This is a genomic window from Catenuloplanes indicus (genome assembly GCF_030813715.1).
Classification (GTDB): domain Bacteria; phylum Actinomycetota; class Actinomycetes; order Mycobacteriales; family Micromonosporaceae; genus Catenuloplanes; species Catenuloplanes indicus.
Genome location: NZ_JAUSUZ010000001.1, coordinates 5,758,400 through 5,783,523, shown reverse-complemented (window position 1 = coordinate 5,783,523; position 25,124 = coordinate 5,758,400). Strand labels below are relative to the sequence as shown.

Sequence of the window (25,124 nt, the reverse complement as noted above, 5' to 3'; positions counted from 1 at the left end):
ACGCCGAAAGCGGGAAAATCCGCTTTTGTGCCTTTGCGCACGACAACGCACGGCGCCGGGACGCCCCCCGCCGACGGATCACCGGCGCGCGAACCTGCCCTGCCGGCGAAGCGCCGGCGCCGGATCGCCCGGCGCCCGATCGCCCGGCGCCCGATCGCCCGGCGCCCGATCGCCCAGCACCGGATCGGCCAGCACCGAATCGCCCACCGGCGGGTCGCCCGGCACCGGACCGGCTAGCGGCGGATCGTGCTGCGGCGGTTCTTGGTCGGGCGGGCAGCGGCGAGGCGGTTCTCCTCGTAGCGCTTCAGGGACTGGGAGCGGTAGTCCCAGCCGAGGACCATCAGCACCAGGTAGCCGAGGATCGCACCGCCGATGGTGAAGCCGAGATAGAGCCAGATCTGGGCGAAGAACGCGCCCGCACCGTTCCGGAACGGGGAGTCACCGCTGATGAACGGGCCGGCCAGCACCGTCAGCAGCATCGCGGTGGTCACGATCGCGACCAGGTCGCCGCTCCACGAGTCGAGCGGGCGGGCGCGGCCCCAGCGGAATGCGAGCACCGCGGTGATCAGGCCGATCACGATGAACATGATGGTCGAGACCGTGTCCTGCGCGCTCAGGTCGTCGTCGAACGCGAAACGCCCGACGAGCCGGGCCACCACGTTGACCAAGAACAGCACACCGGCGAGCACGCCAACCGGCAGCCAGCGGTTCCTCATCGTGACGCTCCCCTCCCCTGGCCGCAGACGATGCGCGGCCGGGACTCATAGGTCCAGCTGAACTTCTCGCGACCGGCTTCCTCGCCGTCCTTGCGGAAGATACGCCACGCGTCCTGGGAGAAGCCTCGGGAACCCGGCTCGAATTCACAGTCCGGTCCGGGATCGCGGTATTCGACCGCGGGTTCGGTGACGGCGGTGCGCGGGCCGTACTCGGTGTCGATCCGGTCGAACACGCGGGTGCCCCAGAGCGAGACGGTGACGGCCCGGCCGGACACCCGCACGTCGGCCAGCACGCCGTGCCCGGTGTCGTTGCGGACGCGGAGGTCCCGGCCGGGGCCGCTGGTCGCCTCCAGCACGGCCGGCAGGTACTCCTGGTAGGTCGCGTGCGGGTGGTGCTCGACGATCTCCAGCCCGGCGCGGTAGGCGGCCTGGAACACGGTCGCGGCGAGCTGCGGGCTCGCACCGGTGTGCAGCGAGTATGTGTCGCCCGGCCGGATCAGCGTGCCGGCCGGCCGGTCCGCCACCTCGGCCGGGCCGTACGTGGTGAACGTGGCCAGCCGTTCCGTGATGCCGAGCCGCTCCACGTCCTCGGTGGTCACCGCCGGCCGGGTCTCGGTGAACGCCGCGGTCACCGCGCGGTCGCCGGTGCGAGGCAGCACGGCGAGCAGGTCACGGGCGAGCGCGGCGGTGTCCACGGCGCGGCCGCTGACGCTCTCGGTGATCCGCGGCCAGCCGCCGTCCACGTCGACCGACGCGTCCCGGACCGGTGTCTCCAGCCCGGCCAGCACCGGCGCGAGGCCGTCCCGCAGCCGCCGCTCGTCGATCCGCGGCGTGAGCGGGTCGCCGTCGAAGACCAGACTCTGCGCGATCACCTCGGGCGCGACGTCGAACACGCCCGCGCGGACCGGCGCGGCGGTCGCGGGCACCGCGAGCTCGGTGAGCAGCCGGTCGACGTCCGCGCGGGTGGTGGCCGGCGGCGTCTCGGTGAGCGCGACGCGGGCCACGTCCCGGTGGGCCCAGGCCGCGGTGACCGCGGCCGCGGCGGCGCGCGCGTCGATGCCGCGCTCCGGCTCCGGGTAGACCGGGACCGGCGTGGTGCCGTCGTACGTGATCGCGGCGGGCGTGCCGGGCGTGGCCAGCTTCGCCCGGACCGCGGCCGCGTGCAGCACGTCGTGCAGCTTCGCCTCGTCGACCGTGACCACCGGCGGCACGTCCGCGACGCCGATCAGCCGGCCGTCGCGGGTCGCGGCCGCGATCGTGGCCGGTACGTCGACGGCCAGGCCGATCGCGACCGGGTCGACCTTCACGATCTCCGCTCCGGCCAGGGACACCGTGAACGGCTCGGTCAGCCGGCGTGCGCCACCGAGGTCGGTACGCAGCCGGTCGCCGGCCTCCGCACTGGTCAGACCGCCTAGCTCGACGCCGAGCACGCGGGTGCCACGCGGGATGTCGCCGCGGCCGGCCCACGCCACGCCGGCGCCTCCGGCGAGCACCGCGACGACCAGCACACCGGCCATGACGACCGGCCAGCGGCGGCGGGCCGGGGCCTGCTCGGCCGGGGAGTTCGGCAGCGCGACGGGGGCGAACCCGGCGATGCGGGCGAACCGCACGGTCGGCGCGTCATCCTCGGAGGGCGCGGAAGGCGGGAGAACGGTCACGGTCGGCACCTCGGGCTCAGTGGATCAGCCCGAGCCATGCTGCCCGCGAGTTATGACAAACGGATAACGTTTCCCCTGCTCAGGGGCGGTTTGGCGGAAGAATCACGCGGTACGCGACACCGGCGAACGCCATCGAGCCGGTGAAGATGGTGGCGAGTCCGACCCAATTGGTGTCGACGAGCAGAATGTCCCCTTCGCTGGTGCTCCCGGCCGCGACCATCAACACCACGAACCAGGCCAGCGCCGGCAACGCCACCGCCCACTTCGCGCCGACCGCGCGGAGCGCGAACCAGGCCAGCGCCACGTTCGCCACGACCGCGCCGAGCGCGGACGCGCCGATCAGGAAACCGCCCACGCGTAGCGGCGTGTAGAAGACCTCCAGGATCGCGGTCACGATCGCGGCCAGCACCACCAGCACGCCGCCCGCGATGCGCAGCGTGAGGTCGGTGACGGTCATGCCCTTCGCCTCCGGCAGCGGCTCCAGCCACTCCGGGTCGATCTCCAGCGCCGGGACCTTGTGCGGGTACGGCGAGGGGGGCGGCGCGCTCACCTCGACAGCGCCCCGACGGGCAGCTCGGCGTCGATCCCGGCGAACAGGTCGCTCTCCCAGCCGTGCGGACCGTCGCCGGGGCCGCGCTCGCCGTACGCCAGCGTGTAGAACTCGACGCCCATGAACTCGCCGCCGAAGTTGCCCGCGATCGAGTAGAGCCAGGAGTCCAGCGGGATCTGGCTGGCGTGCGCCTTCATCGCCGCGACCTTGGCGTCCGCCGAGTCGGTGGCGTCGATCCGGGCCGCGATCTCCTCGTCGGAGGAGCCGAACGGCAACTCGTCCGGCACGTCGACGCCGGAGAACGGGTTGCCGGTGGTCGCACCGAACTGCTCGATGCCGGCCGCGAGCACGCTGCGCGGCGTGGCCTGGAAGTAAATCTTGTCAGGCCCGAAGCCCTCGGCGCGGGCCAGCTCGCAGGCACGCATGGTCACCCGGTGCGCCTGGATGTGGTCCGGGTGCCCGTAGAAGCCGTTGTCGTCGTAGGTGACCACCACCTGCGGCCGGGTCTCCCGCATGATCTCGACCAGGTAGCCGGCCGCGGTGTCCAGGTCGGCCTGCCAGAACGCGCGCGGCGCGGAGTTGGTGGCCAGGCCCATCATCCCGGAGTCGCGGTAGCGCCCGGCACCGCCGAGGAACCGGCGGTCGGTCACGCCGAGCGCGGCACAGGCCGCGTTCAGCTCGGCCACCCGGTAGCCGCCGAGCTGGTCGGCCGCGTCCGCGGCGAGCCCGACCAGCTCGGGCAGGTGGATCTCGCCCTCCTCGCCGAGCGTGCAGGTCACCAGCGTCACCTGGGCGCCGGCGGCCGCGTAGTGAGCCATCGTGGCGCCGGTCCCGATCGACTCGTCGTCGGGATGGGCATGCACCAGCAGGAGGCGGCGGGCCGCGCTGTGCGTCGTCACCCGAGACACTTTACGCGGGGTCCCGCGCACCGGAGAAACAGCCCAAAAGCACGGTTTCTGGAGGATGATCTGACAGTGGACTACCCAGGACTAGCCGCCCGCACCCGCCGGTTCACCAACGGAAGCCCGCTCTCGGTCAGCGTCGCGGGCGACGGCGGCCGGGTGGTGTTCATCCGATCGAGCGGTCCCGAGGACCCGGCCGGTTGCCTGTGGATGCTGGACACGGCGACCGGCACGGAACGGCTGGTCGCGGAGCCGGTCGAGCTGACCGGTGACCGGCACGACGGCATCACGTCGTACGCGCTGGACCGCAACGGGCACATCGCGGCGTTCACCATCGCCGGGCGGCTGTTCCGCGCCGATCTGATCAACGGCGACGTGGTCGAGGTGGCCACGTCCGGGCCGGCCGTGGACCCGCGCCCGGATCCGGCCGGCGAGCGGATCGCGTACCTGACCGCGCACCCCGGGCTGACCGCGCGCGGCGAGCCGACCGCCACGACCGCGCTGCACATCGTGGAGCCGGACGGCACCGACGTGATGCTCGCCGGTGAGCGGGACAGCAACGGCTCGGTCGCCTGGGGCGCGATCGACTACCTGGCCGGTGAGGCGTTCGACCGGGGGCGCGGCTACTGGTGGTCGCCGGACGGGCGGACCGTGCTGGCCGCGCGGGTGGACACGTCCCGGCTCCCCCGGCTCTACCTGCACGACCCGGTCGATCCGGGCGAGCCCGCGCCGAGCCTGGCGTACCCGCGCGCCGGTGGCCCGAACCCGCAGGTCAGCCTGCACCTGCTGGACCTGGACGGCGGCTGGGTGGATGTGCACTGGGACCGGGAGACGTACCCGTACCTGGTCTCGGTGCGCTGGGCGGACGGCGGCCCGCTGATCGCGGTGCTGCGCCGGTTGCAGCAGCACGGCCTGGTGCTCTCCGTCGATCCGCGCACCGGCGAGACGCAGGTGCACGCGGAGCTGACCGACCCGCGCTGGGTCGAGCCGATCGAGGGCACGCCCTGCCACCTCCCGGACGGCCGGGTGCTGGTCGGCGGCGAACTGGCCCACGACGGGTACGACGCGCGCTGCCTCTTCGCGGACGGCAGCCTGCTCACGCCACCCTCGCTCTACGTGCGCCGGGTGGTCGGCCCGGTCGCCGGCGGCGCACCGGACCTGCTGGTCGAGGGCACCGACGGCGAGCCCGCGGAACAGCACGTCTACCGGATCCGGGGGACGCTCGGGGCCGGCGGCATGGAGGCGAAACGGCTCACCACCGAACCCGGCTGGCACGTCGCGGCCGCGGCCGGCGGTCTGATCGCGATCGGCCGGCTGTCGCTGGACCAGGCCGGCACGCAGTGGACGGTCTGGCGGGGCGAGACACGCGCCGGCGAACTGGCCTCGCACGCGTCCCCACCGCCGTTCGCGCCGCGCCCCGCGCTGTCCCGGGTCACCGACCGCCGGCTGCCGGCCGCCGTGCTCTACCCGCGGCAGCACGCCGGCGGCCGGCTGCCGGTGTTGCTGGACGTCTACGGCGGGCCCGGCCGGCAGGAGGTACTGGCCGCGCGCGCCTGGTGGCTGGAACGGCAGTGGTGGGCCGACGCCGGCTTCGCCGTCGTGACGATCGACAACCGGGGCACGCCCGGCATCGCGCCCAGCTTCGAGAAGGTGGTCCACCGGCGGCTCGCCGACATCGCGCTGACCGACCAGGTCGACGCGCTGCACGCACTCGCCGAGAAGCACCCCGACCTGGACCTGCACCGGGTGGCGATCCGCGGCTGGGCGCTCGGCGGCTGGCTGGCCGCGCTCGCCGTGCTCCGCCGCCCCGACGTCTTCACCTGCGGCGTGGCCCGCACCCCGCTGACCGACTGGTCACTGCACAACACCGCGTTCACCGAGCGCTACCTGGGCCTGCCGGACGACGAGGTCTACGCACGGCACAACCTGGTCGAGATCGCCGCCGAGCCACCGGCGCGCCCCGCGGACGCACGTCCGCTGCTGCTGGTGCACGGCATGGCGGACGACTCGATCATCGCGGCGCACACGCTGCGGCTCTCCGCCGCGATGGTCTCGGCCGGCCGCCCGCACGCGGTGCTGCCGCTCTCCGGCGTGACCCGGCTGGCCGCGGACGGCGTGGTGGAGCGTCTGCTCCCGCTGGAGCTGGACTTCGTCCGCCGCCATCTCTAGAGAACCCCAGCAGATCTTCTTCCCGCTTCCCGGGTGGTGGCGTTCCGAGTGCTCCCGCGCGCAAACCTCGCCTCCCGGCAAGACTCCGGCGAGGGCTGGGGCTCATGGCATCCCGGTGCTGTACTGGGACACGTGACGGATTCATCGCGCACAGAGATCCCGGCCGCACCGGAGCCCGCGTCGCCGGCACCGGACTCGCCCGGGTCCGGATCGGCGGCCGCATCAGAACACGGATCGGCGGCGGGGACGGGGCGGCGTGGGCCGGGCCGGCGTGGCTGGACGCTGATCGTGGCCGGGGCGCTGGTGCTGATCCTGCTGCTGATCTGCGGTGGGCTGATCGCGGCCGCGGCGGCCGTGCGTGGTGCGGTCAGCGCGGGGCGGCATGACCGGGCCGCGGCGGAGGAGGCGCGCGGTGACGTGGACGCGGCCTGCCTCGATCTGGAGGAGCGGCTCAACCGGCTGATCCCACCCGGCGCGACCACCGGGCCGGCCGCGCGCGCCGAGGCGATCCGGGACGAGAACACGGCGGCCCGGCCCTTCCTGCTGGAGCTGGAGCGGCTGCGCGCCGACGGCCACCGGCTGGATCAGTCCTGGGCGGACGGCTGGCGGCAGGTGATCGAGGCGCGGGCGAGCTACGCGGACGCGCTGGACCGGGCGGCGGACGGTGGCGATCCCGCGTTCTACCTGGCCCCGCGGGACCAGGACGCGGAGCCCGTGGCGGACGAACTGCTGGCGGACGGTCCCGATGCGTGCGCCGGCCCGCTGCGCCGGTTGATCAACCCATCGCTGTAGGTCTATGCAAGATCATCCGTCCATCTTGATCAGTGACCTTGGACACATTGTGTCGTAACGGGCCGGCAGGGGTTTCGTAGTCGGCCCGTAACACCCAGACTCCCTTGCGGATGGTCTGCGTCACACACGGCGTAACGTGTGTCACAGACGAGCGCGCGTTCACCGCATCAGGGGAGCCTGAATGACGTCGACGGCGACGAGGCCGGGCCGGGCCGCGATCACGGCCAGGACGCTCCGCACCGACCGGTGGTGGCTGCCACCGCTGATCACGGTCGTGGGTCTGGGTGCCTGGGTCACCTACGCCACGGTCCGGGTGTTCCTGCACGACGACTACTGGGTCGAGGCGTACCACTACCTCACGCCGTTCTACTCGCCGTGCGTGACCGAGCGATGCGTCGAGGAGGCGGCCCACTTCGGCCGGTTCCTGCCCGGCTGGTGGATCATCCCGGACGCCGCGATGACCCTGCCGTTCCTGCTGCTCTTCCGGCTGACCTGCTACTACTACCGGAAGGCGTACTACCGGGCGTTCTGGCTCTCGCCGCCGGCCTGCGCGGTGCCGGACGGCCACCGGCGGTACACCGGCGAGACGCGCTTCCCGCTGATCTTCCAGAACGTGCACCGGTACGCGTTCTACGCCGCCGCGATCATCTCCGTTATCAACACGTACGACGCGGCGCTGGCCCAGGCCACCGGGCTCGGCCTGGGCAACGTGATCCTCTGGGTCAACGTGATCATGCTGTGGGCGTACACGCTGTCCTGCCACTCCTGCCGGCACATCGCGGGCGGCCGGCTCAAGCACTTCTCGAAGCACCCGATCCGGTATCGCTTCTGGACGTTCGTGTCCGCGCTGAACGTCCGGCACATGCAGCTGGCCTGGATCACGCTCGGCACGCTCGCGCTGACCGACTTCTACATCATGGCGCTGGCCGCCGGCTGGTTCTCCGACCTGCGCATCATCAACTGAGGGCCGATCATGACGCGAACAGAACGGCACCGGTACGACGTGGTGGTCATCGGCGCGGGCGGCGCCGGGCTGCGCGCCGCGATCGAGGCACGCCTCGCCGGGAAGAAGACCGCGATCATCTCGAAGTCGCTGTTCGGCAAGGCGCACACCGTGATGGCCGAGGGCGGCGCCGCGGCCGCGCTGGGGAACGTGAACTCGCGGGACAACTGGATGGTCCACTTCCGGGACACCATGCGCGGCGGCAAGTTCCTGAACAACTTCCGGATGGCCGAGCTGCACGCGAAGGAGGCGCCGGACCGGATCTGGGAGCTGGAGACGTACGGTGCGCTGTTCGACCGGACCAAGGACGGGCGGATCTCGCAGCGCAACTTCGGCGGTCACGAGTACCCGCGGCTGGCCCACGTCGGCGACCGGACCGGCCTCGAGATGATCCGCACGCTGCAACAGAAGATCGTCTCCCTGCAGCAGGAGGACTTCCGCGAGTTCGGCGACTACGACGCGCGGCTGCGGGTCTTCGCCGAGACCACGATCACCGAACTGATGCTGGACGGCGACCGGATCGCCGGCGCGTTCGGTTACTACCGCGAGTCCGGCGAGTTCGTGCTGTTCGAGGCGCCGGCCGTGGTGCTGGCGACCGGCGGCGTCGGCAAGTCCTACAAGGTCACGTCGAACTCGTGGGAGTACACCGGCGACGGCCACGCGCTCGCGCTCCGGGCCGGCGCCAACCTGATCAACATGGAGTTTCTCCAGTTCCACCCGACCGGCATGGTCTGGCCGCCGTCGGTCAAGGGCATCCTGGTCACCGAGTCGGTGCGCGGCGACGGCGGCGTGCTGAAGAACTCCGACGGCAAGCGGTTCATGTTCGAGTACGTCCCCGACGTCTTCCGCAAGCAGTACGCGGAGACCGAGGAGGAGGCCGACCGCTGGTACGACGACCCGGACAACAACCGCCGCCCGCCCGAGCTGCTGCCCCGCGACGAGGTGGCCCGCGCGATCAACACCGAGGTCAAGGAGGGGCGCGGCACCCCGGCCGGCGGCGTCTACCTGGACGTCAGCACGCGCATGCCGGCCGAGACCATCCGCAAGCGCCTGCCGTCGATGTACCACCAGTTCAAGGAGCTGGCCGACGTCGACATCACGGCCCAGCCGATGGAGGTCGGCCCGACCTGTCACTACGTGATGGGCGGCGTGGAGGTCGACCCGGACACCGCGGCCGCGATCGGCGGCGTGCGCGGCCTGTTCGCGGCCGGTGAGGTCTCCGGCGGCATGCACGGCTCCAACCGGCTCGGCGGCAACTCCCTCTCCGACCTGCTGGTCTTCGGCAAGCGGGCGGGCGAGCACGCGGCCTTCCACGCGTCCGGCGGCGAGCGGCCACGGGTCTCCGCCGCGGCGCTGGAGGCCGCGGTGGCGACCGCGCTCAGGCCGCTGGAGCGCACCGGCGGCGACAATCCGTACCACCTGCAGCAGGAACTTCAGGCGATCATGGGTGACCTGGTCGGCATCATCCGGCGTGAGGCCGAGCTGTCCGAGGCGCTGAAGCGGCTGCACGAGCTGCGCGCCCGGGTCGCCACCGTCAGCGCCGCCGGCGGCCGCCGCTACAACCCCGGCTGGCACCTGGCGCTGGACCTGCGCAACATGCTGGTCGTCTCGGAGTGCACGGCCCGTGCCGCGCTGGAGCGGGCCGAGTCGCGCGGCGGGCACACCCGGGAGGACTTCCCCGCGATGGACCCGGCGTGGCGCCAGGTCAACCTGGTCTGCGCGCTGGACGGCGACGACGTGACGCTGACCCGCAAGCCGCTCCCGCGGATGCGGCCGGAGCTGCTGCGCCTGTTCGACCGGGCGGAGATGTCGAAATACCTGACCGACGAGGAACTGGCCGAGTTCGACGCGCTGCCGGAGGCATGAGCAGATGGGCACGAAGCGCAACTTCAGGGTCTGGCGCGGCGACGCGGACGGCGGCGACCTGCGGGACTTCCAGGTCGAGGTGAACGAGGGCGAGGTCGTGCTGGACATCATCCACCGGCTGCAGGCCACCCAGACGCCCGATCTGGCCTGCCGGTGGAACTGCAAGGCCGGCAAGTGCGGCTCCTGCTCGATGGAGATCAACGGCATGCCGCGGTTGAGCTGCATGACCCGGATGTCCACGTTCGCCCCGGACGAGACGGTCACGATCACGCCGCTGCGCACGTTCCCGGTCATCCGCGACCTGGTCACCGACGTCTCGTACAACTATCAGAAGGCCCGCGAGACGCCCGCGTTCGCGCCGCCGGCCGGGGTCGCGCCGGGCGAGTACCGGATGCAGCAGGTGGACGTGGAGCGGTCGCAGGAGTTCCGCAAGTGCATCGAGTGCTACCTCTGCCAGAACACCTGCCACGTGATCCGCGACCACGACGAGAACAAGCCGCCGTTCTCCGGCCCGCGCTTCTTCATCCGCGCGGCCGAGCTGGACATGCATCCGCTGGACGCGCGCTCCGACCGCAAGGAGTACGCGCAGGCGTCGATGGGGCTGGGCTTCTGCAACATCACGAAGTGCTGCACCGAGGTCTGCCCGGAGCACATCAAGATCACCGACAACGCGATCATCCCGATGAAGGAGCGCGTGGTCGACCGGCGCTTCGACCCGCTGGTGTGGCTCGGCCGCAAGATCTTCCGCCGGGACCAGCTGGAGGCCGCGGAGCGGGAGCCGGAGCCGGACCCGGCGCTGGGCTCGCTGCCCGCGCGCGACCCGCACCGGCCGGCCCGCGGACCGCAGGCGCCCGCGATCGACGCGGCCGGGCACCTGGCGATCACGGAGCTGACCTTCGAGAACCAGGGCGCGGGTTCCCCGTTCGGCGACGACGTCCGGTTCCCGCTGGACCCCGACGAGATCAATTACCACCATCCGGTACGTGGCGGGAGTGACCGCACACCGTCCCAGGCGATCTCCGAGGCGGTCGAGGACGAGCCGCATCACTGATGCCGCTGCCCGGCGCCATCGGGGTCGCTAGCCGGCGGCGGTCAGGTGGGCGCGGAGCGCCTCGACGATCGGGACGTCCGCGGGCAGCCAGAGCACCGAGTCCAGTTCGTCGACGGCGAGCCAGCGCAGCTCGCGGTGCTCCAGCGCGCGTGGCTGTGCGTCACCGATCAGCTCCGCGAGGTAGACCCGCAGCACCGCCCAGCCGTTGCCGAGCGGCACGTCGACGCCGAGCCGCGCTCCCGGCCGCACCGTGATGCCGAGTTCTTCCGCACATTCGCGCGCCACCGCATCGATCTCGGACTCGCCCGGCTCCACCTTGCCACCGGGGAACTCGAAGCGGCCGGCGACCTCCGGCGGCGCCGATCGCGCGCAGGCCAGGACGCGACCGCCGGAGAGGATGGCAGCGCCGACGACGACCTTCGACCGGGCCCGTTCCGTGTACACGGGCAACCAGAGTGCCAGATCAATCGGTATTTCGGGTGGACGGCATCACCTCTTAGTACGAGAAAGAGGTGGTCCAGTAGCCATGGACATGCCTGCCCGTCAGCGGGAAGACTAGGGGCGACACCATGACGACACGGCGACGATTCGGCCACAAGCTGGCAACGACGCTCTGCATCCGGGACGACCAGCCCGGGGGAGGCGTGGCGATGCGTGCTCTCTGGAGCAACACCGGTCGCACTGCGAACCGCGATTATCTCAGTGACGCCCTGACCGTACTGTCCGGCTGGACGCGCGACGGCCAGCAGCTCAGCCGCACCCTGGCGCTCAGCGAGGCACAACACGCCGACCTCACCGAGCGTATCCAGGTTGCGGCCGACGCGCTGCACCTCCGTCCGGAGATCCGGCGTCTGGAGGGGGAGACCCGCATCCGGGTCTCCGCCGTCGGTGCCGAGTCCATAACGGAAGGTCAGGTCGCGCTTGCCGCACGTATCGAGGATGCGTACCGTACCGTGACCGCCGCCTAGTGATCCCGGTCACAGCACGGCACGGCTAGCCTTCACGTCATGGCACAGGCGACCTATGACCGCAAGGAACAGCTGAAGCAGATCGAGAGCGGCCTGCTGGAGGGCGAGGACATCATCGCCGTCTACGACGCGGTCGGCGTCGGCACCGGCTTCATCGGCCTGACCAACCGCCGCGTGATCATCCAGGACAAGTCCTTCGTGGGCAAGAAGTTCGCGATCACCAGCATCCCGTACTCCAAGGTGACCAGCGTCAGCGTGGTCAGCAACGCGTCCTGGGCCGGCTCCTTCTTCGGCTCCAGCACCATCGCCATCAACGTCGGCACGCACACCTACGAGGTGGAGTTCCGCGGCGACCACAAGGCCCACCACGTGCACAACGTCATTCTCTTCTACATCTCGTAGCGGAGCGGGTCAGATCCGGACGATCGGCAGCGGCGTCTCGACGATGTCGCCGGCGCCGGTGCGGCGCAGCTCGTAGGCGCCGGCGGCATCCCGGTCGGCGATCGCCTCGGCGAGCGTGGTGCCGCGGAAGACCAGCCCGGCGCCGTTGTCCGTGGCATAACCGTGCGGTGCCAGCACGCCCTCGCGCATCAGCCGGTGCATCAGCGGCCGCCGCTGCTCCTCAGCGTCGTAGTGGACGCCGTTCGCGTACGGCAGCCAGCCCAGCCCGTCGGTGAACGCGCGCAGGTCCGGCCCGAAGCTGTCCGTGGTCCCGCCGAGCGTCCAGCAGATGCTGCCCGCGGAGACACCACCCATCACCACGCCGCTCTGCCACGCCTCGTGCAGCACCGACGGCAGGTCGTGCACCCGCCAGACCGCCATCATGTTCGCCACGCTGCCGCCGCCGACCCAGATGACGTCCTGCGCCAGCAGATGCGCGCGTACGTCCCGGTGATTCGGCATCGGGAACAGCGCGAGATGCGAGACCTCGAACCCCTCCGCGTTCAGCGCCGCGTAGAGGGCCGCCCGCGGGCCGATGTCGTCCCCGCCGGCCTGCCCGAGAAAGCACAGCCGCGGCCGCCGCCGACCGGTCTTCGCCAGCTCCCCGGCATACCGGTAGACCGGTCCCGCTGCCCAGTCGTACGGTCCCGCCCCCGCCCGCCGGAACACCATGCTGGTCGCCACGATCGTCGGCTCGTCCGCCGCCACGTTTCCCCCATCGACAACAGAACGAACCGCCCGCGAAGGCCGGCGCCGCCGGCACCGGCCCGCGGACGTGCGTGCGGTCAGACGTTGAAGCGGAACTCCACCACGTCGCCGTCCTGCATGACGTAGTCCTTGCCCTCCATGCGGACCTTGCCAGCGGCCTTGGCGGCGGACATGGAGCCGGCGGCGGTGAGGTCGTCGAAGCTGACGATCTCCGCCTTGATGAAGCCGCGCTGGAAGTCGGAGTGGATGACGCCGGCGGCCTCGGGGGCGGTGGCGCCGATCGGGACCGTCCAGGCGCGGGCCTCCTTCGGGCCGGCCGTCAGGTAGGTCTGCAGGCCGAGCGTGCGGAAGCCGACGCGGATCAGCTGGTTGAGGCCGGGCTCGGTCTGGCCGATCGACTCCAGCAGCTCGCGCGCCTCCTCCTCGGGGAGGTCGATCAGCTCAGACTCGATCTTGGCGTCCATGAAGACGGCCTCGGCCGGAGCGACCAGCTCGCGCAGCGAGGCGAGGAACTCCTCGTTCGCCAGCTCCTCCTCGTCGACGTTGAAGACGTAGAGGAACGGCTTCGCGGTGAGCAGGTGCAGCTCGCGCAGCTCGTCGACCTCGATGCCGGCCGCGGCGGCGCCCGCGTAGAGCGTGGTTCCTCCGTTGAGCAGCTCGGCGGCGGCCTTCGCGGCGGCGGCGACACCGGCCCGGTCCTTCTTGAGCTTCGCCTCCTTCTCCAGGCGCGGGATGGCCTTCTCCAGCGTCTGCAGGTCGGCGAGGATGAGCTCGGTGTTGATCGTCTCGATGTCGTCCTTCGGCGAGACCTTGCCGTCGACGTGCACCACGTTCGGGTCGGAGAACGCGCGGACGACCTGGCAGATCGCGGAGGCGTCGCGGATGTTCGCCAGGAACGCGTTGCCGCGGCCCTGGCCCTTGGACGCGCCGCGGACCAGGCCGGCGATGTCGACGAACGAGACCGGCGCCGGAATGACCTTCTGCGACTCGAAGAGCGACGCCAGCTTGTCCAGCCGCTCGTCCGGCAGCCCGACCACGCCGACGTTGGGCTCGATGGTGGCGAACGGGTAGTTCGCCGCGAGCACGTCGTTCTTGGTCAGGGCGTTGAACAGGGTGCTCTTGCCGACGTTGGGCAGGCCGACGATGCCGATGCTGAGACTCACAACGCACCAGGATAGTGCCCGCGCCGAACACGTATCGTCCCTGGTGATGATCTATCGGTATCTGACCGCGGCGGTGCTCGCCCGGTTCGCGGACGAGGGAGCGCGGGTCGCGCTGGTCCTGCTGGCGCTGGAGGCGGCCGGCAGCACGGTGCTCGGCGGCGCGCTGGCGGCCGCGTTCATGGTGCCGCACGTGCTGGCCGGGCCCGCGGTCGGCGCGCTCGCCGACCGGGCCCGCCGCCGGGCGCCGGTCTACCTGCTGCTGATCGGTGGCAACGGCGTGGCGATCACGCTGTGCGGCCTGCTGACCGGCCGGGTCCCGGCCGCGGTGGTGCTGGTCGTCGCGGTGCTCGGCGGCTGCTGCGCGCCGCTCGGCACCGGTGGCCTGTCCAGCCTGATCAAGGAGCTGTTCGCGCCGGAGCGCCGGGACCGGGTGTACGGCATGGACGTGATGACCTACAGCCTGGCCGGCATCTGCGGCCCGGCCGTGGTGGCCGGGATCGCGGAGCTGGCCGGGGCGCGGCCGGCCACGCTGGCGCTGGGCGCGGGCGCGCTCGCGGCCGGGCTGCTGGTGCTCACCCTGCCGCTGCCGGCCCGGGCCACGCCGGCGGCCACCGGCAACGTGCTGACCGGCGGGTTCGGCGCGATCTGGCGGATCCGGCCGTTGCGCGCGGTGACGCTGGCGACCGGGCTCGGCTCGGGCGCGCACGGCGCGTTCCCGGTGATCACGACGTTGCTGGCGATCGAGTTCCACGCCGGGTACGCGGCCGGTGCGCTGCTGTCCGCGACCGCGATCGGTGGGCTGGCCGGGTCGCTGCTCTACGCGCGCCATCCGATCGGGGCGAGCCGTCCCGAACGTACCGTCATGATCTGTCTGTTCGCCTCGGCGCTGCCGGTCGCGCTGGTGCCGTTCGTGCCCGGCGTGCTCCCGGCGATGCTGCTGTTCGGCCTGGCCGGGTTCTTCTTCGGCCCGCAGTCGGCCGCGCTCTTCGCCAGCCGGGACCGGCACGCGCCGCCGGCCGTGCACACACAGGTCTTCACGCTCGGCGCCGGGCTGAAGGTGACCGCGGCCGCGCTGGGCGCCGCGCTCGCCGGGTACGCGGCCGGTGCGGGCGCGGACGGCCTCATCCTCGCGTCCGCGGGCGTGTACGCGGCGGGCGGCGTGCTCGGCGCGGCGCTGCTGACCCGCGAGTAGGAAAACGGCCTGCAACCGGCGCCGGGTCTGAGGCGTGCGGTTGGTACGGGAACCACACACGGGGAGGCACTGACATGATCCGACGACTCGGCACGCTCACACTGGCCGCGCTGGTGCTCACGGCCTGCACGAACAGCGGCGACGACAGCGCGACGGGCCCGGCGCCGTCGCCCGTCCCCAGTGCGGCCGGCACGGCGAGCACGGCACCGGTGACCGCCGCGCCCGCGCCGTCCGGCACTGCCGCCGCGCCGTCCGGCACTGCCGCCGCGCCGTCCAGCGGTGCCCCCGCGCCCGGCGAGACCGGCGACGGCGACTGGAAGTCCGCCCTGGCCGCCGCGCTGGCGTGCCCGGCCGCCGCGCTGCCGGTGGAGCAGGGCCCGCTGGTGAACCGGGACCTGACCGGCGACGGCGTGCCGGACGTGCTGGTCGCCGCGGCCTGCACCGGCTCCACGTCGAGCTGGCCGTCCGTGGTGCACGCCTACGACGGAGCGCCGCCGGCCGGCCAGTGGCGGCGGCTCGGCGTGCTGCTCAGCCAGAAGGACGGCACCGACGAGCGCGGTCTGCGGGTCAAGAAGATCCTGATCGACGACGGTGCGGTCGTGGTCACCTCACGCGCGTTCCAGCAGCAGGACGACAACGCGTCCGGCGGCACGCTCACCGTCACCGACCGGTTCACCTGGTCCGGCACCGGATTCACCCGGGGTGAACGTACGATCGCCTGACCATGACGAATCCTCCTCGCCTTCCCGGTGGCACGCAGGTCGTGCTCCGCGAGGCCTCCGTCGACCGGGCCGGCGCGCGGGTGCAGCGCGGCGCGACCGGCCGCGTCGTCGGCGACTCCGAATCCGGCGGTTACCTGGTCCGGCTCACCGACGGCCGGCAGGTGACCGCCGCCCGCGGCGAGCTGGCGCTGCGCAAGGCGCACCAGCAGGACATCGGCGTGGGCACCCGGGCACCGGGCGGCGCGTCGACGCCGGCCGACCACCGGTTCGTCACGGACCACACGATCTACGCCGCGGTGGTCGGTTCGCGCGCGTTCGGCCTGGACACCGAGGACTCGGACACCGACGTGCGCGGCGTCTACGCCGCACCGGCGGACGCGTTCTGGTCGCTGCACAAGCCGCCGCAGCACGTGGACGGCCCGGCGCCGGAACACTTCTCCTGGGAGGTGGAGCGGTTCTGCGAGCTGGCCCTGAAGGCGAACCCGAACCTGCTAGAGGTGCTGCACTCGCCGCTGGTGCAGACGATCACGCCGCTCGGCCGGGAACTGCTGGAGCTGCGTGGCGCGTTCCTGTCCCAGCTCGTGTACCAGACCTACTCCGGCTACGTACTGAGCCAGTTCCGGAAGATCGAAGCGGACCTGCGCCGGGACGGTGAGCCGCGCTGGAAGCACGTCATGCACCTGCTCCGGCTGCTGCTGGCGTGCCGGGACGTGCTGACCACCGGAGACTTCCGGACGGACGCGGGCGACCACCGGGCGGGCCTGCTGCGGGTACGCCGCGGTGAGCGCTCCTGGGCGGACGTGGAGACCTGGCGGCTGTCGCTGCACGCGCAGATCGACGACGCGCTGGACCACACGCCGCTGCCGGCCGTGCCGGACGTGGCCCGGGTGGACGCCTGGCTGCGATCGGTGCGGGCGCGGAGCCTGACGTGAGCCGGGACATGACCACGCTCGATCTCGGCGAGCTGCGCGAGATCACCGCCGGTCAGCCGTACCCGCTGCTGTTCGTGACCGTCTCCGGCGCGCATCTCTACGGGTTCCCGAGCCGGGACTCGGACGTCGACCTGCGCGGCGCGCACCTGCTGCCGATCGAGGAGGTGGTCGGGCTGCGCGCCGGCCGCGCCACCGTCGACATCGCGTGGGAGCGGAACGGCGCGGAGATCGACCTGGTCACGCACGACGCGTTCAAGTTCTTCCGGCTGCTGCTGAGCCGCAACGGGTACGTGCTCGAACAGCTGCTCTCGCCGATCGTGGTGACCAGCTCGCCGGCGCACGAGGAACTGCGTGCGCTCGGCCCCGGCACGGTCACCCGGCACCACGCGCACCACTACCGCGGCTTCGCCGAGACCCAGAAGCGGCTGTACGCGACGTCGGGCGAGCTGAAACCGCTGCTCTACACGTTCCGGGCGTACCTGACCGGTCTGTACCTGATGCGTTCCGGCGAGTTGAGCGCGCACCTGCCGGCGCTGGCCGGGCTGGTGCCGGAGGCGCCGGGTTACCTGGCCGAGCTGATCGCGGCGAAGGTGGCCGGTGAGCACCGCGCCGCGGCCGGGCTGGTGCCACCGGCCGTGGACGGCGACCTCGCGGCCCTGGCGGCGGCGCTGGAGGACGCCCGGACGGTCACCCGGCTGCCGGAGCGCCCGCCCGCCGAGGACGCGGTGCACGACCTGCTCGTCCGGCTTCGTACCGGGCGATAGGGTTCGGGCCGGGGCGCGCGTACGATCGCCGTATGGCGGAAAAGGTGATCCTCGGCCTGAGGGCGGACACCCTGGCCCGGGCGCGGAAGGCCGCGGCCGAGGAGGGTCTCACGCTCGCGGCCTGGCTGGACCGTGCGGCCCGGCGTGAGGCGCTGCGGCAGGCCGCCCGTCGCCACGAGGAGTGGCTGACCGCCAACCCCGACGTCCGCGACGAGCTGGACGGCTTCGACCGCCTGGCGGAGAAGCTCGAGACCAACTGGAACGACCTCTCCGACGCCGCGTGAACCGGGGCGAGATCTGGACCATCGGGGGCCGCAGCGACCTGCGGTACCGGGTGGTGGTGCTGTCCGGGGACTCGCACAACGAGCGGCCCAGCGCCGCGCCGTTCTGCGCGCCGATCGTGCGTCAGCGCGGCACCACGGAGCTGCCGCCGTTCGCCGTGCCGCTGGCCGAGGCGGACCCGCTCTCCGGCGTGGTGGTGGTGAACCGGATGCGCCGGCTGCCGGCCAGCGCGGGCGCGGAGAAGGTCGGGATGGTCACCGGCGCCAGCCTGGCCCGGCTCAACGAGGCACTGCGCGACCTGTTCGAGCTCTGATCAGCGCGTGTGGGTCCGGACGGCCCCCCGCCGCCCGGACCCGATCCCCGCCCCGGAGTCACGCGTTGCGCCGGCCCGCGATCGCGCCGGCCAGCACGGCCGCGAGGGCCGCGTAGACCAGGAAGGCGCCGGTGCCGATCGCGCCGGTCAGGTAGAGCGGGTCCAGCACGACCTGGTCGGTGGCGACCATCACGGTCGCCACGTAGACCACGATGCCGCCGGCCCCGATCACGGCGGCGCCCGGCACGGCCAGCCGGCGCAGCAGCGCCCAGAGGCCGAGCGGGACCACCGCGGCCGGGATCGCCAGCAGCAACAGGCCGGCGCCGATGTTCGCGTCCGCCGAGCCCGCGCTCAGCAGCGACAGCACACCGGCGGGGAGGAACCAGGACACCGCGAAGACGACGGCCGCACCGGCCGAACCCAGGAACACCTGCTTGCCACTCATGCGGACGATCCTGCCGCCGCACGCGGTCACGGCCCTGAGTGTCGGTACTCAAAATTGCCCGGTGTCCGGCCCACCACCCGGGTGAAGTCGCGGATGAAGTGTGACTGGTCGCAGTAGCCCAGATCCGCCGCGACCCGCGCCAGCCCGCCGGCGCCCGGGTCGGCCAGCCGCTCGGCCGCCTCGTGCAGCCGGTAGCGCGCCAGCACCGCCTTCGGCGTCACGCCCACGTACGCCCGGAACAGCCGTTGCAGCGAGCGCGCGGACAGGCCGAACCGGGCCGCCACGTCGTCCACCCGCCGCACGTCCGGATCGTGCAGCATCGCCCGGATGATCTGCCCGACCTGCGCGACCGCCGGGTCCGGCGCCGGCCACCGGGTCAGCAGGTGGCGCTCGGCCGCCGCGGCCATCCCGGTCAGGTCCGTGGCCGCGGCCAGCTCCGCGGCCAGCTCACCGGCGTGGTGCAGCGGCTCCGTCCGGTCGGTCAGCTCCGCCACCTCGCCGGACCGGAACGGCGCGAACCCGCCGGGCCGGAACTTCACCCCGAAGACCAGACCCTTTCCGGCCAGCGGGTACGTGAACAGGCCGCGACCGACCCCGTTGACCATGACCGGGGTGCCGGGCAGCCAGGTCAGGTTCACGCACGGGTGCGGCAGCAGTGTGGCCGCGGAGGTGCGCCCGGCCGGCAGGTCCCAGCTGACCAGCCAGTGCCGCTCGACCAGCTCGGCCACGGCGTCGGACGGCGGCAGCCGGGTCAGCCGGAAGTCGCCGCCGGGCAGCAGGCCGCCCGTGGAGGCCGTGGCCTGTCGTGTTTGTCCAAGCGCGGTCGCCGTCATCCGGCAAGCATGGACCCCATGTCTGACAAAAACGTGTCCCCGGCCGGATATGCCCGGCTCAGCCTGTTCTTCACGGTGAACGAGGCGGCCAAGGCGCTGGACTTCTACCGCGACGTGTTCGGCGCGACCGTGCTGGTGCGGATGGAGGCGCCGGACGGCTCGATCATGCATGCGGAGCTGGAGCTGAACGGCGTGCGATTCCAGCTCAGCGAGCCGATGCCGGAGTACGGGATCCTGCCGCCGCCGGCGGAGGGCAACATGTTCACGGTCACCCAGTGGGTGGCGGACCCGGACGCGGTGTTCGCCCGCGCGGTCGCGGCCGGTGCGACGCCGCTGTCCGAGGTCACGGACGTGTTCTCCGGCGACCGGATGGGCGTGGTGCGCTGCCCGTTCGGCGTGCGCTGGGCCATCGCGCGGCACGACCGGGACGTACCGGTGGCGGAGATCCAGGCCGCAGCGCTGGAGTGGACGTCCTGATCAGGGTGCCAGCGCCTCGATGATCTCGTCGGCGCGGCGGGCCGCGGCCGCCGGGTCCGCGTCCGGCACGCCGATCGCCGGATCCCAGTTCAGGTCGTGGAAGACCTCGGTGACGCCGGCCTCGGCGAGCCGGTCCACGTCCGCGCGGATCTGCGCGTACGAGCCGGTCAGCGGCCGCCGGCCGGCCTCCGGCAGCGCGTCGCCGGCCTGTACCGGGCCGCGGCTGACCACCCGGATCGCGGCCGGGTCCCGGCCCGCCTCCGCCGCGGCCGCACGGACCAGCGCCACGCTGTCGCCGATCTCGGCCAGGTTCGCCTTGCTGCGGCTGACCCAGCCGTCGGCGAGGCGGCCGGCCCGGCGCAGCGCCGCGGGCGCGGAGCCGCCGAGCAGGATCGGCGGGCCGGGGCGCTGGACCGGCAGCGGGTGCTGGTAACCGGCCGGGAGCCGGTAGAACTCGCCCTCGTGCGGCACGCCGGAACCGGACCAGAGCGTGCGCAGCACCCGGACGTACTCGGCGGTGCGCGGGCCACGGCGGGCCATGTCCGCGCCGGCCGCGACGAACTCCGGCGCCGACCAGCCGCTGCCCAGGCCCAGGTCGAGCCGGCCGCCGGAGAGCACGTCGAGCGTGGCGGCCTGCTTGGCCAGGTACACCGGTGGAACGAACGGCAGATTGACGATCGCGACGCCGAGCCGGATCGTCCGGGTGCACGCGGCCGCGTAGGCGAGCGCGATCAGCGGGTCGAGCACGCTGCGGTAGACCGGCTCGGGCTGCGGGTCGACCGGCACGAACACCCGCTGGAACGTCCAGAGCGAGTGATATCCGAGCTGCTCCGCGCGGGCGGCCACGGCCGCCAGCCGATCCGCGGAGGCCCACGCGCCCGCCACCGGCAGGCCCAGTCCGACATGCATGGCCCCACCGTACCGATCGGCCGATCGGTCACGGTGATGTCCGAAACCCGCGAGCCACGGTACGGACGGCGAGGGCAGGATCGAGGACATGGAGTTGGACTTCGAGCGCTGCTACCGAGCCGTCGACAGCCGCGACGAGCGGTTCGACGGGTGGTTCTTCACGGCCGTCACGTCGACCGGCATCTACTGCCGCCCGTCCTGCCCGGCCGTCACGCCCCGGCGGGAGAACGTCCGGTTCTACCCGTCCGCCGCGGCGGCCCAGGGCAACGGCTTCCGCGCCTGCCGCCGATGCCGGCCGGACGCGGTGCCCGGCTCGCCGGAGTGGGATTCGCGGGCCGACGCGGTCGGCCGGGCGATGCGGCTGATCGGCGACGGCGTGGTCGACCGCGAGGGGGTTCCCGGCCTGGCCCGCCGCCTCGGCTACACCGAGCGCCACCTGCAGCGCCTGCTGGTGGCCGAGGTCGGTGCCGGTCCGCTGGCGCTGGCCCGGGCGCAGCGCGCGCAGACCGCGCGCATCCTGATCGAGACGACCGCGCTGAGCCTCACCGAGATCGCGTTCGCGGCCGGTTTCGGCAGCGTGCGGCAGTTCAACGAGACGATCCAGGCCGTGTTCGACGCCAGCCCGTCGCAGCTGCGCGAGTCGCGCCGGCAGCGCACGGCCTGGGCGGTGCCCGGCCCGGCCGAGCCCGCCGGCCCCGGCGTGGTGCACGTCCGGTTGTCCTATCGCGCGCCACTGCACGTGCCCGCGCTGTTCGATTTCCTGGCCGCCCGCGCGATCCCCGGCGTGGAGGAGGCGAGCGGGACGACGTACCGGCGGGCGCTGTCGCTGCCGCACGGCCCGGCGACCGCGGAGCTGACGCCGCGCGACGGTTACGTGGCGGCCACGCTGCGGGTCGCCGACATGCGCGACCTGGCACCGGCGGTGGCCCGCTGCCGCCGCCTGCTCGACCTCGACGCCGACCCGGACGCGATCGACGGCACACTCGACGCCGACCCCTACCTGTCGCCCTCCGTCTCGGACGAGCCGGGCGTGCGGGTCCCGCGCGCGGTGGACGGCTTCGAGATGGCGGTGCGCGCGGTCATCGGCCAGCAGGTCTCGGTCGCCTCCGCCCGCTCCGTCCTGAGACGCCTGATCCGCGCGGCCGCCGTCGCGCCGGCCGGCGGCGAGGGGACGTCCGCGGGACCGGCCGGCGATCCGGCGTTCCCCGGCCGGGTCCCGGGCGACGCGATTCCCGGCGGCCTGACGTCCACGGGTCTGATGCCCGCCGGCTTGATGTCCGGCGGCGCGGCGCACGGCGGTGCCGTGCCCGGCGGTGTGCTTCCTGGTGATCCGATCACTGGCGCGCGGGTGGGGCTGATGCCCTTCCCCGGTGCGGAGCGACTTCTGGAGCTGCCGGACGACGCCTTCGGCATGCCGGCCGCGCGGCGGGAGACGCTGCGGGCGCTGGCTCGCGCCGTCGCGGGCGGGCTGACGCTCGACCCGGGCGGCGACCGGGCGGAGATCACGGCACGCCTGGTCGCGTTGCCCGGCATCGGCGCGTGGACCGCGGGTTACGTGGCGTTGCGCGCGCTCGGCGACCCGGACGTGCTGCTCCCCACGGACCTGGCCGTGCGCAAGGGCGCGCAGGCCCTCGACCTGCCGCACACCCCCGCCGCCCTGGCCGCACGCGCCGAGCAATGGCGCCCCTGGCGCTCCTACGCCCTGATCCGCCTATGGCGTGCCGCCGCCACCGCGGCGGCTTCCCCGGCCACGACGGTGGCTTCCGGAACAGCGAGGGCTGCCCGGGCCGGGAACGGGCGGGCGGCGGGCCGGCGCGGGAGCGCGCCCGCCGCCACCGGCCGGGCACGTTGATCCGGCTACCGCCCCCACCCCCGACCCCCGGAGCCAAGGAGATCACTATGACCACACTGGACCACGCGACGACGATGACCCCCGCCGGGCCGCTGACGATCGTGGCCGGACCCGACGGGCGGGTGCGCGCCACCGGTTTCACCGCGGACGTACCCGGCCTGGTGGCGCTGATCCACCCGAGCCTGCGCGACCGCATCGAGCTGCGCGAACGCGCGGATCTGGGGGACATCTCCGCGCGCGTGACCTCCTACCTGGACGGCGACCTGACCGCGATCGACGACGTGCCGGTGCGGCAGTATTCCGACGGTGCGTTCATGACGCACGCGTGGGAGGTGATGCGCGGGATCAAGGCGGGTGAGCCGGTGACGTACACCCGGTTCGCGGAGATGGCCGGGCGGCCGGCGGCGATCCGGGCGGCCGCGGCCGCGTGCGCGCGGAACGCGGTGGCGTTCTTCGTGCCGTGTCACCGGGTGCTGCGGGTGGACACCACGCTGGGCGGTTACCGGTGGGGGCTGGAGGTCAAGCAGTGGCTGCTGGATCACGAAGCTCGCCGATGAGCCGTCATGCGGACCGGGGTGAGCAACCCTCCAGGGGGTCGAATATCGACGCAGTTGCTACCGTCACTGTGTGCAGCGTGATCGCCACTGGACTCTGAGTGGCGGCCCGCGCCGCCAGCCGGCACGAAATTTATGGCGAATTAGGCGTTACCTCCACCCGTACCGATGGCAGATGCTCTGGTTGCTCCTGACCGGGCTGGGCGGAACCGCTGCGAGCCTGGCCGTCCCGCTGGTGGTGCAGCGGGTCGTGGACGGTCCCGTCGCGCGTGGTGACGCGCACGGGCTGTTGCTGCTCGGTGCGCTGGCGCTGCTGTTCGGCGTGGTCGAGGCTCTACTGATCTTCATACGGCGGTGGACGCACGCGGCCGCCGCGGTCGGCCTGGAGGCGGCGATCCGCGACGACCTCTACGCACACCTGCAACGGCTGCCGGTCTCGTTCCACGACCGGTGGCAGTCCGGCCAGCTGCTGTCCCGGGCCACCAGCGACCTCGGCGTGATCCGGCGGTTCCTGTCGTTCGGGCTGATCTACCTGGTGGTCAACACGATCACCTATGTGACGGTGACAGCGATGCTGCTCCGGCTCTACTGGCCGCTCGGACTGGTCGCGGCCGCCAGCGCGGTGCCGCTGTTCATCTTCGCCCGGCAGTTCGCGCGCGGGTACCTGTGGGCGTCGCGTGCGCTGCAGGAGCAGCAGGGCGACGTGGCCACGCTGGTCGAGGAGACCGCGGTCGGGTTGCGGACCATCCGGTCGTACGGGCGCAGCCGGTTCATGGCCGGCCGGTTCGCGGACAAGATAGGCGAGCTGCGGGACATCGCGATCGACAAGGCCGGGCTGCTCTCCCGCGCGTCCGCCAAGTTCGACCTGGTGCCGAACCTGACGCTGGCCGTGGTGCTGGTGGTCGGCTCGATCGCGGTGGCGGCCGGCGAGCTGACCATCGGCCGGCTGGTCGCGTTCGCGTCGCTGCAGCTGATGCTGATCTGGCCGGTGGAGTCGCTCGGCTGGATCATCGCGAACGGGCAGGAGTCGATGACCGCGGCCGACCGCGTCTTCGAGGTGATGGACACGCCGCCCGCGGTCACCGACACGCCGCACGCCCGGACCGTGGAGCCCGGGCCGGGCCGGGTGGTCTTCCACGACGTGCGTTTCCGCTACCCGGGCACCACCCAGGAGGTGCTGCGCGGCGTCGACCTGGAGGTGCGGCCCGGCGAGACGATGGCGATCGTCGGCGTGACCGGCAGCGGCAAGACGTCGCTGGTCTCGCTGGTCCCCCGGCTGTACGACGCGACCGCGGGCCGGATCACGCTGGACGGCACCGACCTGCGCGACATCCGGCTGGACTGCCTGCGCGGGATGGTCGGCGTGGCGTTCGAGGAGCCGGTGCTGTTCTCCATGTCGGTCCGGGAGAACATCACGCTCGGCGTGCCCGGCGCCACCGACGCGCAGATCGCCGACGCGCTCACGGTCGCGCAGGCCCGCTACGTGTACGAGTTGCCCTGGGGACTGGACACCCGGATCGGTGAGCAGGGCCTGTCGCTCTCCGGCGGGCAGCGGCAACGGCTGGCACTGGCCCGCGCGGTGCTCGCCCGGCCGCACGTGCTGGTGCTCGACGACCCGCTCTCCGCGCTCGACGTGCACACCGAGGCGCTGGTCGACGAGGCGCTGACCCGGGTGCTCAAGGGCACGACCGCGCTGCTGGTGGTGCACCGCCCGTCCACGATCGCGCTCGCCGACCGGGTCGCGCTGCTCGCGGACGGCCGGATCGCGGCCGTCGGCACCCACTCCGAGCTGCTGGCGACCGTTCCCGCGTACCGCGCGGTGCTGGCCGCCGAGACCGCACCGGTGCACGGATCATGACCGC

26 protein-coding genes and 1 pseudogene are annotated in these 25,124 nt (G+C 72.7%); 17 read left to right on the top strand and 10 right to left on the bottom strand.

The annotated features are described in order from the left end of the window. Positions 1–233: 233 nt before the first annotated feature. From J2S42_RS26190 to mshB, 4 genes are all read right to left on the bottom strand, one after another. On the bottom strand, positions 234–716 hold the full coding sequence (locus J2S42_RS26190) for a hypothetical protein (RefSeq protein WP_307243206.1): 483 nt from the start codon (positions 714–716) through the stop codon (positions 234–236). After that, positions 713–2,374, bottom strand: a complete 1,662-nt coding sequence (locus J2S42_RS26185; protein ID WP_307243205.1) for a VanW family protein — start codon at positions 2,372–2,374, stop codon at positions 713–715. The genes J2S42_RS26190 and J2S42_RS26185 overlap by 4 nt, the downstream gene beginning before the upstream one ends. A gap of 79 nt (positions 2,375–2,453) precedes the next feature. Continuing rightward, on the bottom strand, positions 2,454–2,924 hold the full coding sequence (locus tag J2S42_RS26180) for a hypothetical protein (protein WP_307243203.1): 471 nt from the start codon (positions 2,922–2,924) through the stop codon (positions 2,454–2,456). Next, the gene (mshB, locus tag J2S42_RS26175; RefSeq protein WP_307243201.1) at positions 2,921–3,832 is read right to left on the bottom strand and encodes an N-acetyl-1-D-myo-inositol-2-amino-2-deoxy-alpha-D-glucopyranoside deacetylase; all 912 of its coding nucleotides are present in this window, start codon (positions 3,830–3,832) and stop codon (positions 2,921–2,923) included. Before mshB ends, J2S42_RS26180 begins: the two co-directional genes overlap by 4 nt. Before the next feature lie 66 nt (positions 3,833–3,898). Here mshB and J2S42_RS26170 point away from each other — a divergent pair, with 66 nt between their 5' ends. The 5 genes from J2S42_RS26170 (at position 3,899) to J2S42_RS26150 (ending at position 10,707) form a co-directional block, all read left to right on the top strand. Continuing rightward, a complete protein-coding gene (locus J2S42_RS26170) occupies positions 3,899–5,995 on the top strand; it encodes a S9 family peptidase (protein ID WP_307243199.1) in 2,097 nt (698 codons plus the stop codon). 288 nt (positions 5,996–6,283) lie between these two features. Continuing rightward, on the top strand, positions 6,284–6,787 hold the full coding sequence (locus tag J2S42_RS26165; protein ID WP_307243197.1) for a hypothetical protein: 504 nt from the start codon (positions 6,284–6,286) through the stop codon (positions 6,785–6,787). Positions 6,788–6,968: 181 nt separating this feature from the next. Beyond that, positions 6,969–7,751: a succinate dehydrogenase subunit SdhC gene (gene sdhC / locus J2S42_RS26160; protein ID WP_307243195.1), complete on the top strand. Its 783-nt coding sequence runs from the start codon at positions 6,969–6,971 to the stop codon at positions 7,749–7,751. A 9-nt stretch (positions 7,752–7,760) separates the two neighbouring features. Then, entirely contained in the window at positions 7,761–9,656 is a 1,896-nt protein-coding gene (locus J2S42_RS26155; protein WP_307243193.1) for a fumarate reductase/succinate dehydrogenase flavoprotein subunit, read from the top strand. Between the two features lie 4 nt (positions 9,657–9,660). After that, complete coding sequence (locus J2S42_RS26150) at positions 9,661–10,707, top strand: succinate dehydrogenase/fumarate reductase iron-sulfur subunit (protein ID WP_307243191.1); 1,047 nt, start codon at positions 9,661–9,663, stop codon at positions 10,705–10,707. A gap of 27 nt (positions 10,708–10,734) precedes the next feature. On the opposite strand, the gene J2S42_RS26145 is transcribed toward J2S42_RS26150, so the two are convergent. After that, positions 10,735–11,151 carry a (deoxy)nucleoside triphosphate pyrophosphohydrolase gene (locus J2S42_RS26145; protein WP_307243189.1) on the bottom strand — a complete coding sequence of 139 codons (417 nt, stop codon included), beginning with the start codon at positions 11,149–11,151 and terminating at the stop codon, positions 10,735–10,737. Positions 11,152–11,357: 206 nt separating this feature from the next. On the opposite strand from J2S42_RS26145, the gene J2S42_RS26140 reads away from it, so the two are divergent. Both J2S42_RS26140 and J2S42_RS26135 read left to right on the top strand, forming a co-directional pair. Next, positions 11,358–11,675 carry a 4a-hydroxytetrahydrobiopterin dehydratase gene (locus tag J2S42_RS26140; RefSeq protein ID WP_307249036.1) on the top strand — a complete coding sequence of 106 codons (318 nt, stop codon included), beginning with the start codon at positions 11,358–11,360 and terminating at the stop codon, positions 11,673–11,675. 39 nt (positions 11,676–11,714) lie between these two features. Beyond that, positions 11,715–12,077, top strand: coding sequence for a PH domain-containing protein (locus J2S42_RS26135; protein ID WP_307243187.1), 363 nt, complete (start codon positions 11,715–11,717; stop codon positions 12,075–12,077). Between the two features lie 9 nt (positions 12,078–12,086). Here the strand turns inward: J2S42_RS26135 and J2S42_RS26130 are convergent, their stop codons facing one another. Both J2S42_RS26130 and ychF read right to left on the bottom strand, forming a co-directional pair. Further along, positions 12,087–12,824, bottom strand: coding sequence for a Type 1 glutamine amidotransferase-like domain-containing protein (locus tag J2S42_RS26130; protein ID WP_370879260.1), 738 nt, complete (start codon positions 12,822–12,824; stop codon positions 12,087–12,089). Positions 12,825–12,901: 77 nt separating this feature from the next. Next, positions 12,902–13,987, bottom strand: coding sequence for a redox-regulated ATPase YchF (ychF, locus tag J2S42_RS26125; RefSeq protein WP_307243185.1), 1,086 nt, complete (start codon positions 13,985–13,987; stop codon positions 12,902–12,904). Positions 13,988–14,033: 46 nt separating this feature from the next. Between ychF and J2S42_RS26120 the strand changes: the two genes are divergently transcribed. The 6 genes from J2S42_RS26120 to J2S42_RS26095 all read left to right on the top strand — a co-directional run bounded on the left by J2S42_RS26120 (position 14,034) and on the right by J2S42_RS26095 (position 18,192). Continuing rightward, positions 14,034–15,179 carry an MFS transporter gene (locus J2S42_RS26120; RefSeq protein WP_307243183.1) on the top strand — a complete coding sequence of 382 codons (1,146 nt, stop codon included), beginning with the start codon at positions 14,034–14,036 and terminating at the stop codon, positions 15,177–15,179. A 74-nt stretch (positions 15,180–15,253) separates the two neighbouring features. Next, a complete protein-coding gene (locus J2S42_RS26115) occupies positions 15,254–15,901 on the top strand; it encodes a hypothetical protein (RefSeq protein WP_307243182.1) in 648 nt (215 codons plus the stop codon). A 2-nt stretch (positions 15,902–15,903) separates the two neighbouring features. Further along, on the top strand, positions 15,904–16,833 hold the full coding sequence (locus J2S42_RS26110; protein ID WP_307243180.1) for a nucleotidyltransferase domain-containing protein: 930 nt from the start codon (positions 15,904–15,906) through the stop codon (positions 16,831–16,833). 8 nt (positions 16,834–16,841) lie between these two features. Continuing rightward, positions 16,842–17,597, top strand: a complete 756-nt coding sequence (locus tag J2S42_RS26105; protein ID WP_307249031.1) for a nucleotidyltransferase domain-containing protein — start codon at positions 16,842–16,844, stop codon at positions 17,595–17,597. Positions 17,598–17,629: 32 nt separating this feature from the next. Further along, a complete protein-coding gene (locus J2S42_RS26100; protein WP_307243178.1) occupies positions 17,630–17,881 on the top strand; it encodes a hypothetical protein in 252 nt (83 codons plus the stop codon). Next, the gene (locus tag J2S42_RS26095) at positions 17,878–18,192 is read left to right on the top strand and encodes a type II toxin-antitoxin system PemK/MazF family toxin (protein ID WP_307243176.1); all 315 of its coding nucleotides are present in this window, start codon (positions 17,878–17,880) and stop codon (positions 18,190–18,192) included. Before J2S42_RS26100 ends, J2S42_RS26095 begins: the two co-directional genes overlap by 4 nt. Before the next feature lie 58 nt (positions 18,193–18,250). Here the strand turns inward: J2S42_RS26095 and J2S42_RS26090 are convergent, their stop codons facing one another. Further along, a complete protein-coding gene (locus tag J2S42_RS26090; protein ID WP_307243174.1) occupies positions 18,251–18,637 on the bottom strand; it encodes a hypothetical protein in 387 nt (128 codons plus the stop codon). A gap of 26 nt (positions 18,638–18,663) precedes the next feature. Continuing rightward, on the bottom strand, positions 18,664–19,470 hold the full coding sequence (locus J2S42_RS26085; protein WP_307243172.1) for an AraC family transcriptional regulator: 807 nt from the start codon (positions 19,468–19,470) through the stop codon (positions 18,664–18,666). Positions 19,471–19,488: 18 nt separating this feature from the next. Between J2S42_RS26085 and J2S42_RS26080 the strand changes: the two genes are divergently transcribed. Beyond that, on the top strand, positions 19,489–19,947 hold the full coding sequence (locus tag J2S42_RS26080; RefSeq protein WP_307243170.1) for a VOC family protein: 459 nt from the start codon (positions 19,489–19,491) through the stop codon (positions 19,945–19,947). On the opposite strand, the gene J2S42_RS26075 is transcribed toward J2S42_RS26080, so the two are convergent. After that, positions 19,948–20,856, bottom strand: a complete 909-nt coding sequence (locus J2S42_RS26075) for a TIGR03619 family F420-dependent LLM class oxidoreductase (RefSeq protein ID WP_307243168.1) — start codon at positions 20,854–20,856, stop codon at positions 19,948–19,950. An 88-nt stretch (positions 20,857–20,944) separates the two neighbouring features. Between J2S42_RS26075 and J2S42_RS26070 the strand changes: the two are divergent. From J2S42_RS26070 to J2S42_RS26060, 3 genes and pseudogenes are all read left to right on the top strand, one after another. After that, positions 20,945–22,471: pseudogene (locus tag J2S42_RS26070) on the top strand (AlkA N-terminal domain-containing protein); the annotation flags it as partial. 284 nt (positions 22,472–22,755) lie between these two features. Next, positions 22,756–23,265, top strand: coding sequence for a methylated-DNA--[protein]-cysteine S-methyltransferase (locus tag J2S42_RS26065; protein ID WP_307243166.1), 510 nt, complete (start codon positions 22,756–22,758; stop codon positions 23,263–23,265). A gap of 172 nt (positions 23,266–23,437) precedes the next feature. Then, positions 23,438–25,120: an ABC transporter ATP-binding protein gene (locus J2S42_RS26060; RefSeq protein ID WP_307243164.1), complete on the top strand. Its 1,683-nt coding sequence runs from the start codon at positions 23,438–23,440 to the stop codon at positions 25,118–25,120. The last annotated feature ends 4 nt before the right edge of the window (positions 25,121–25,124 follow it).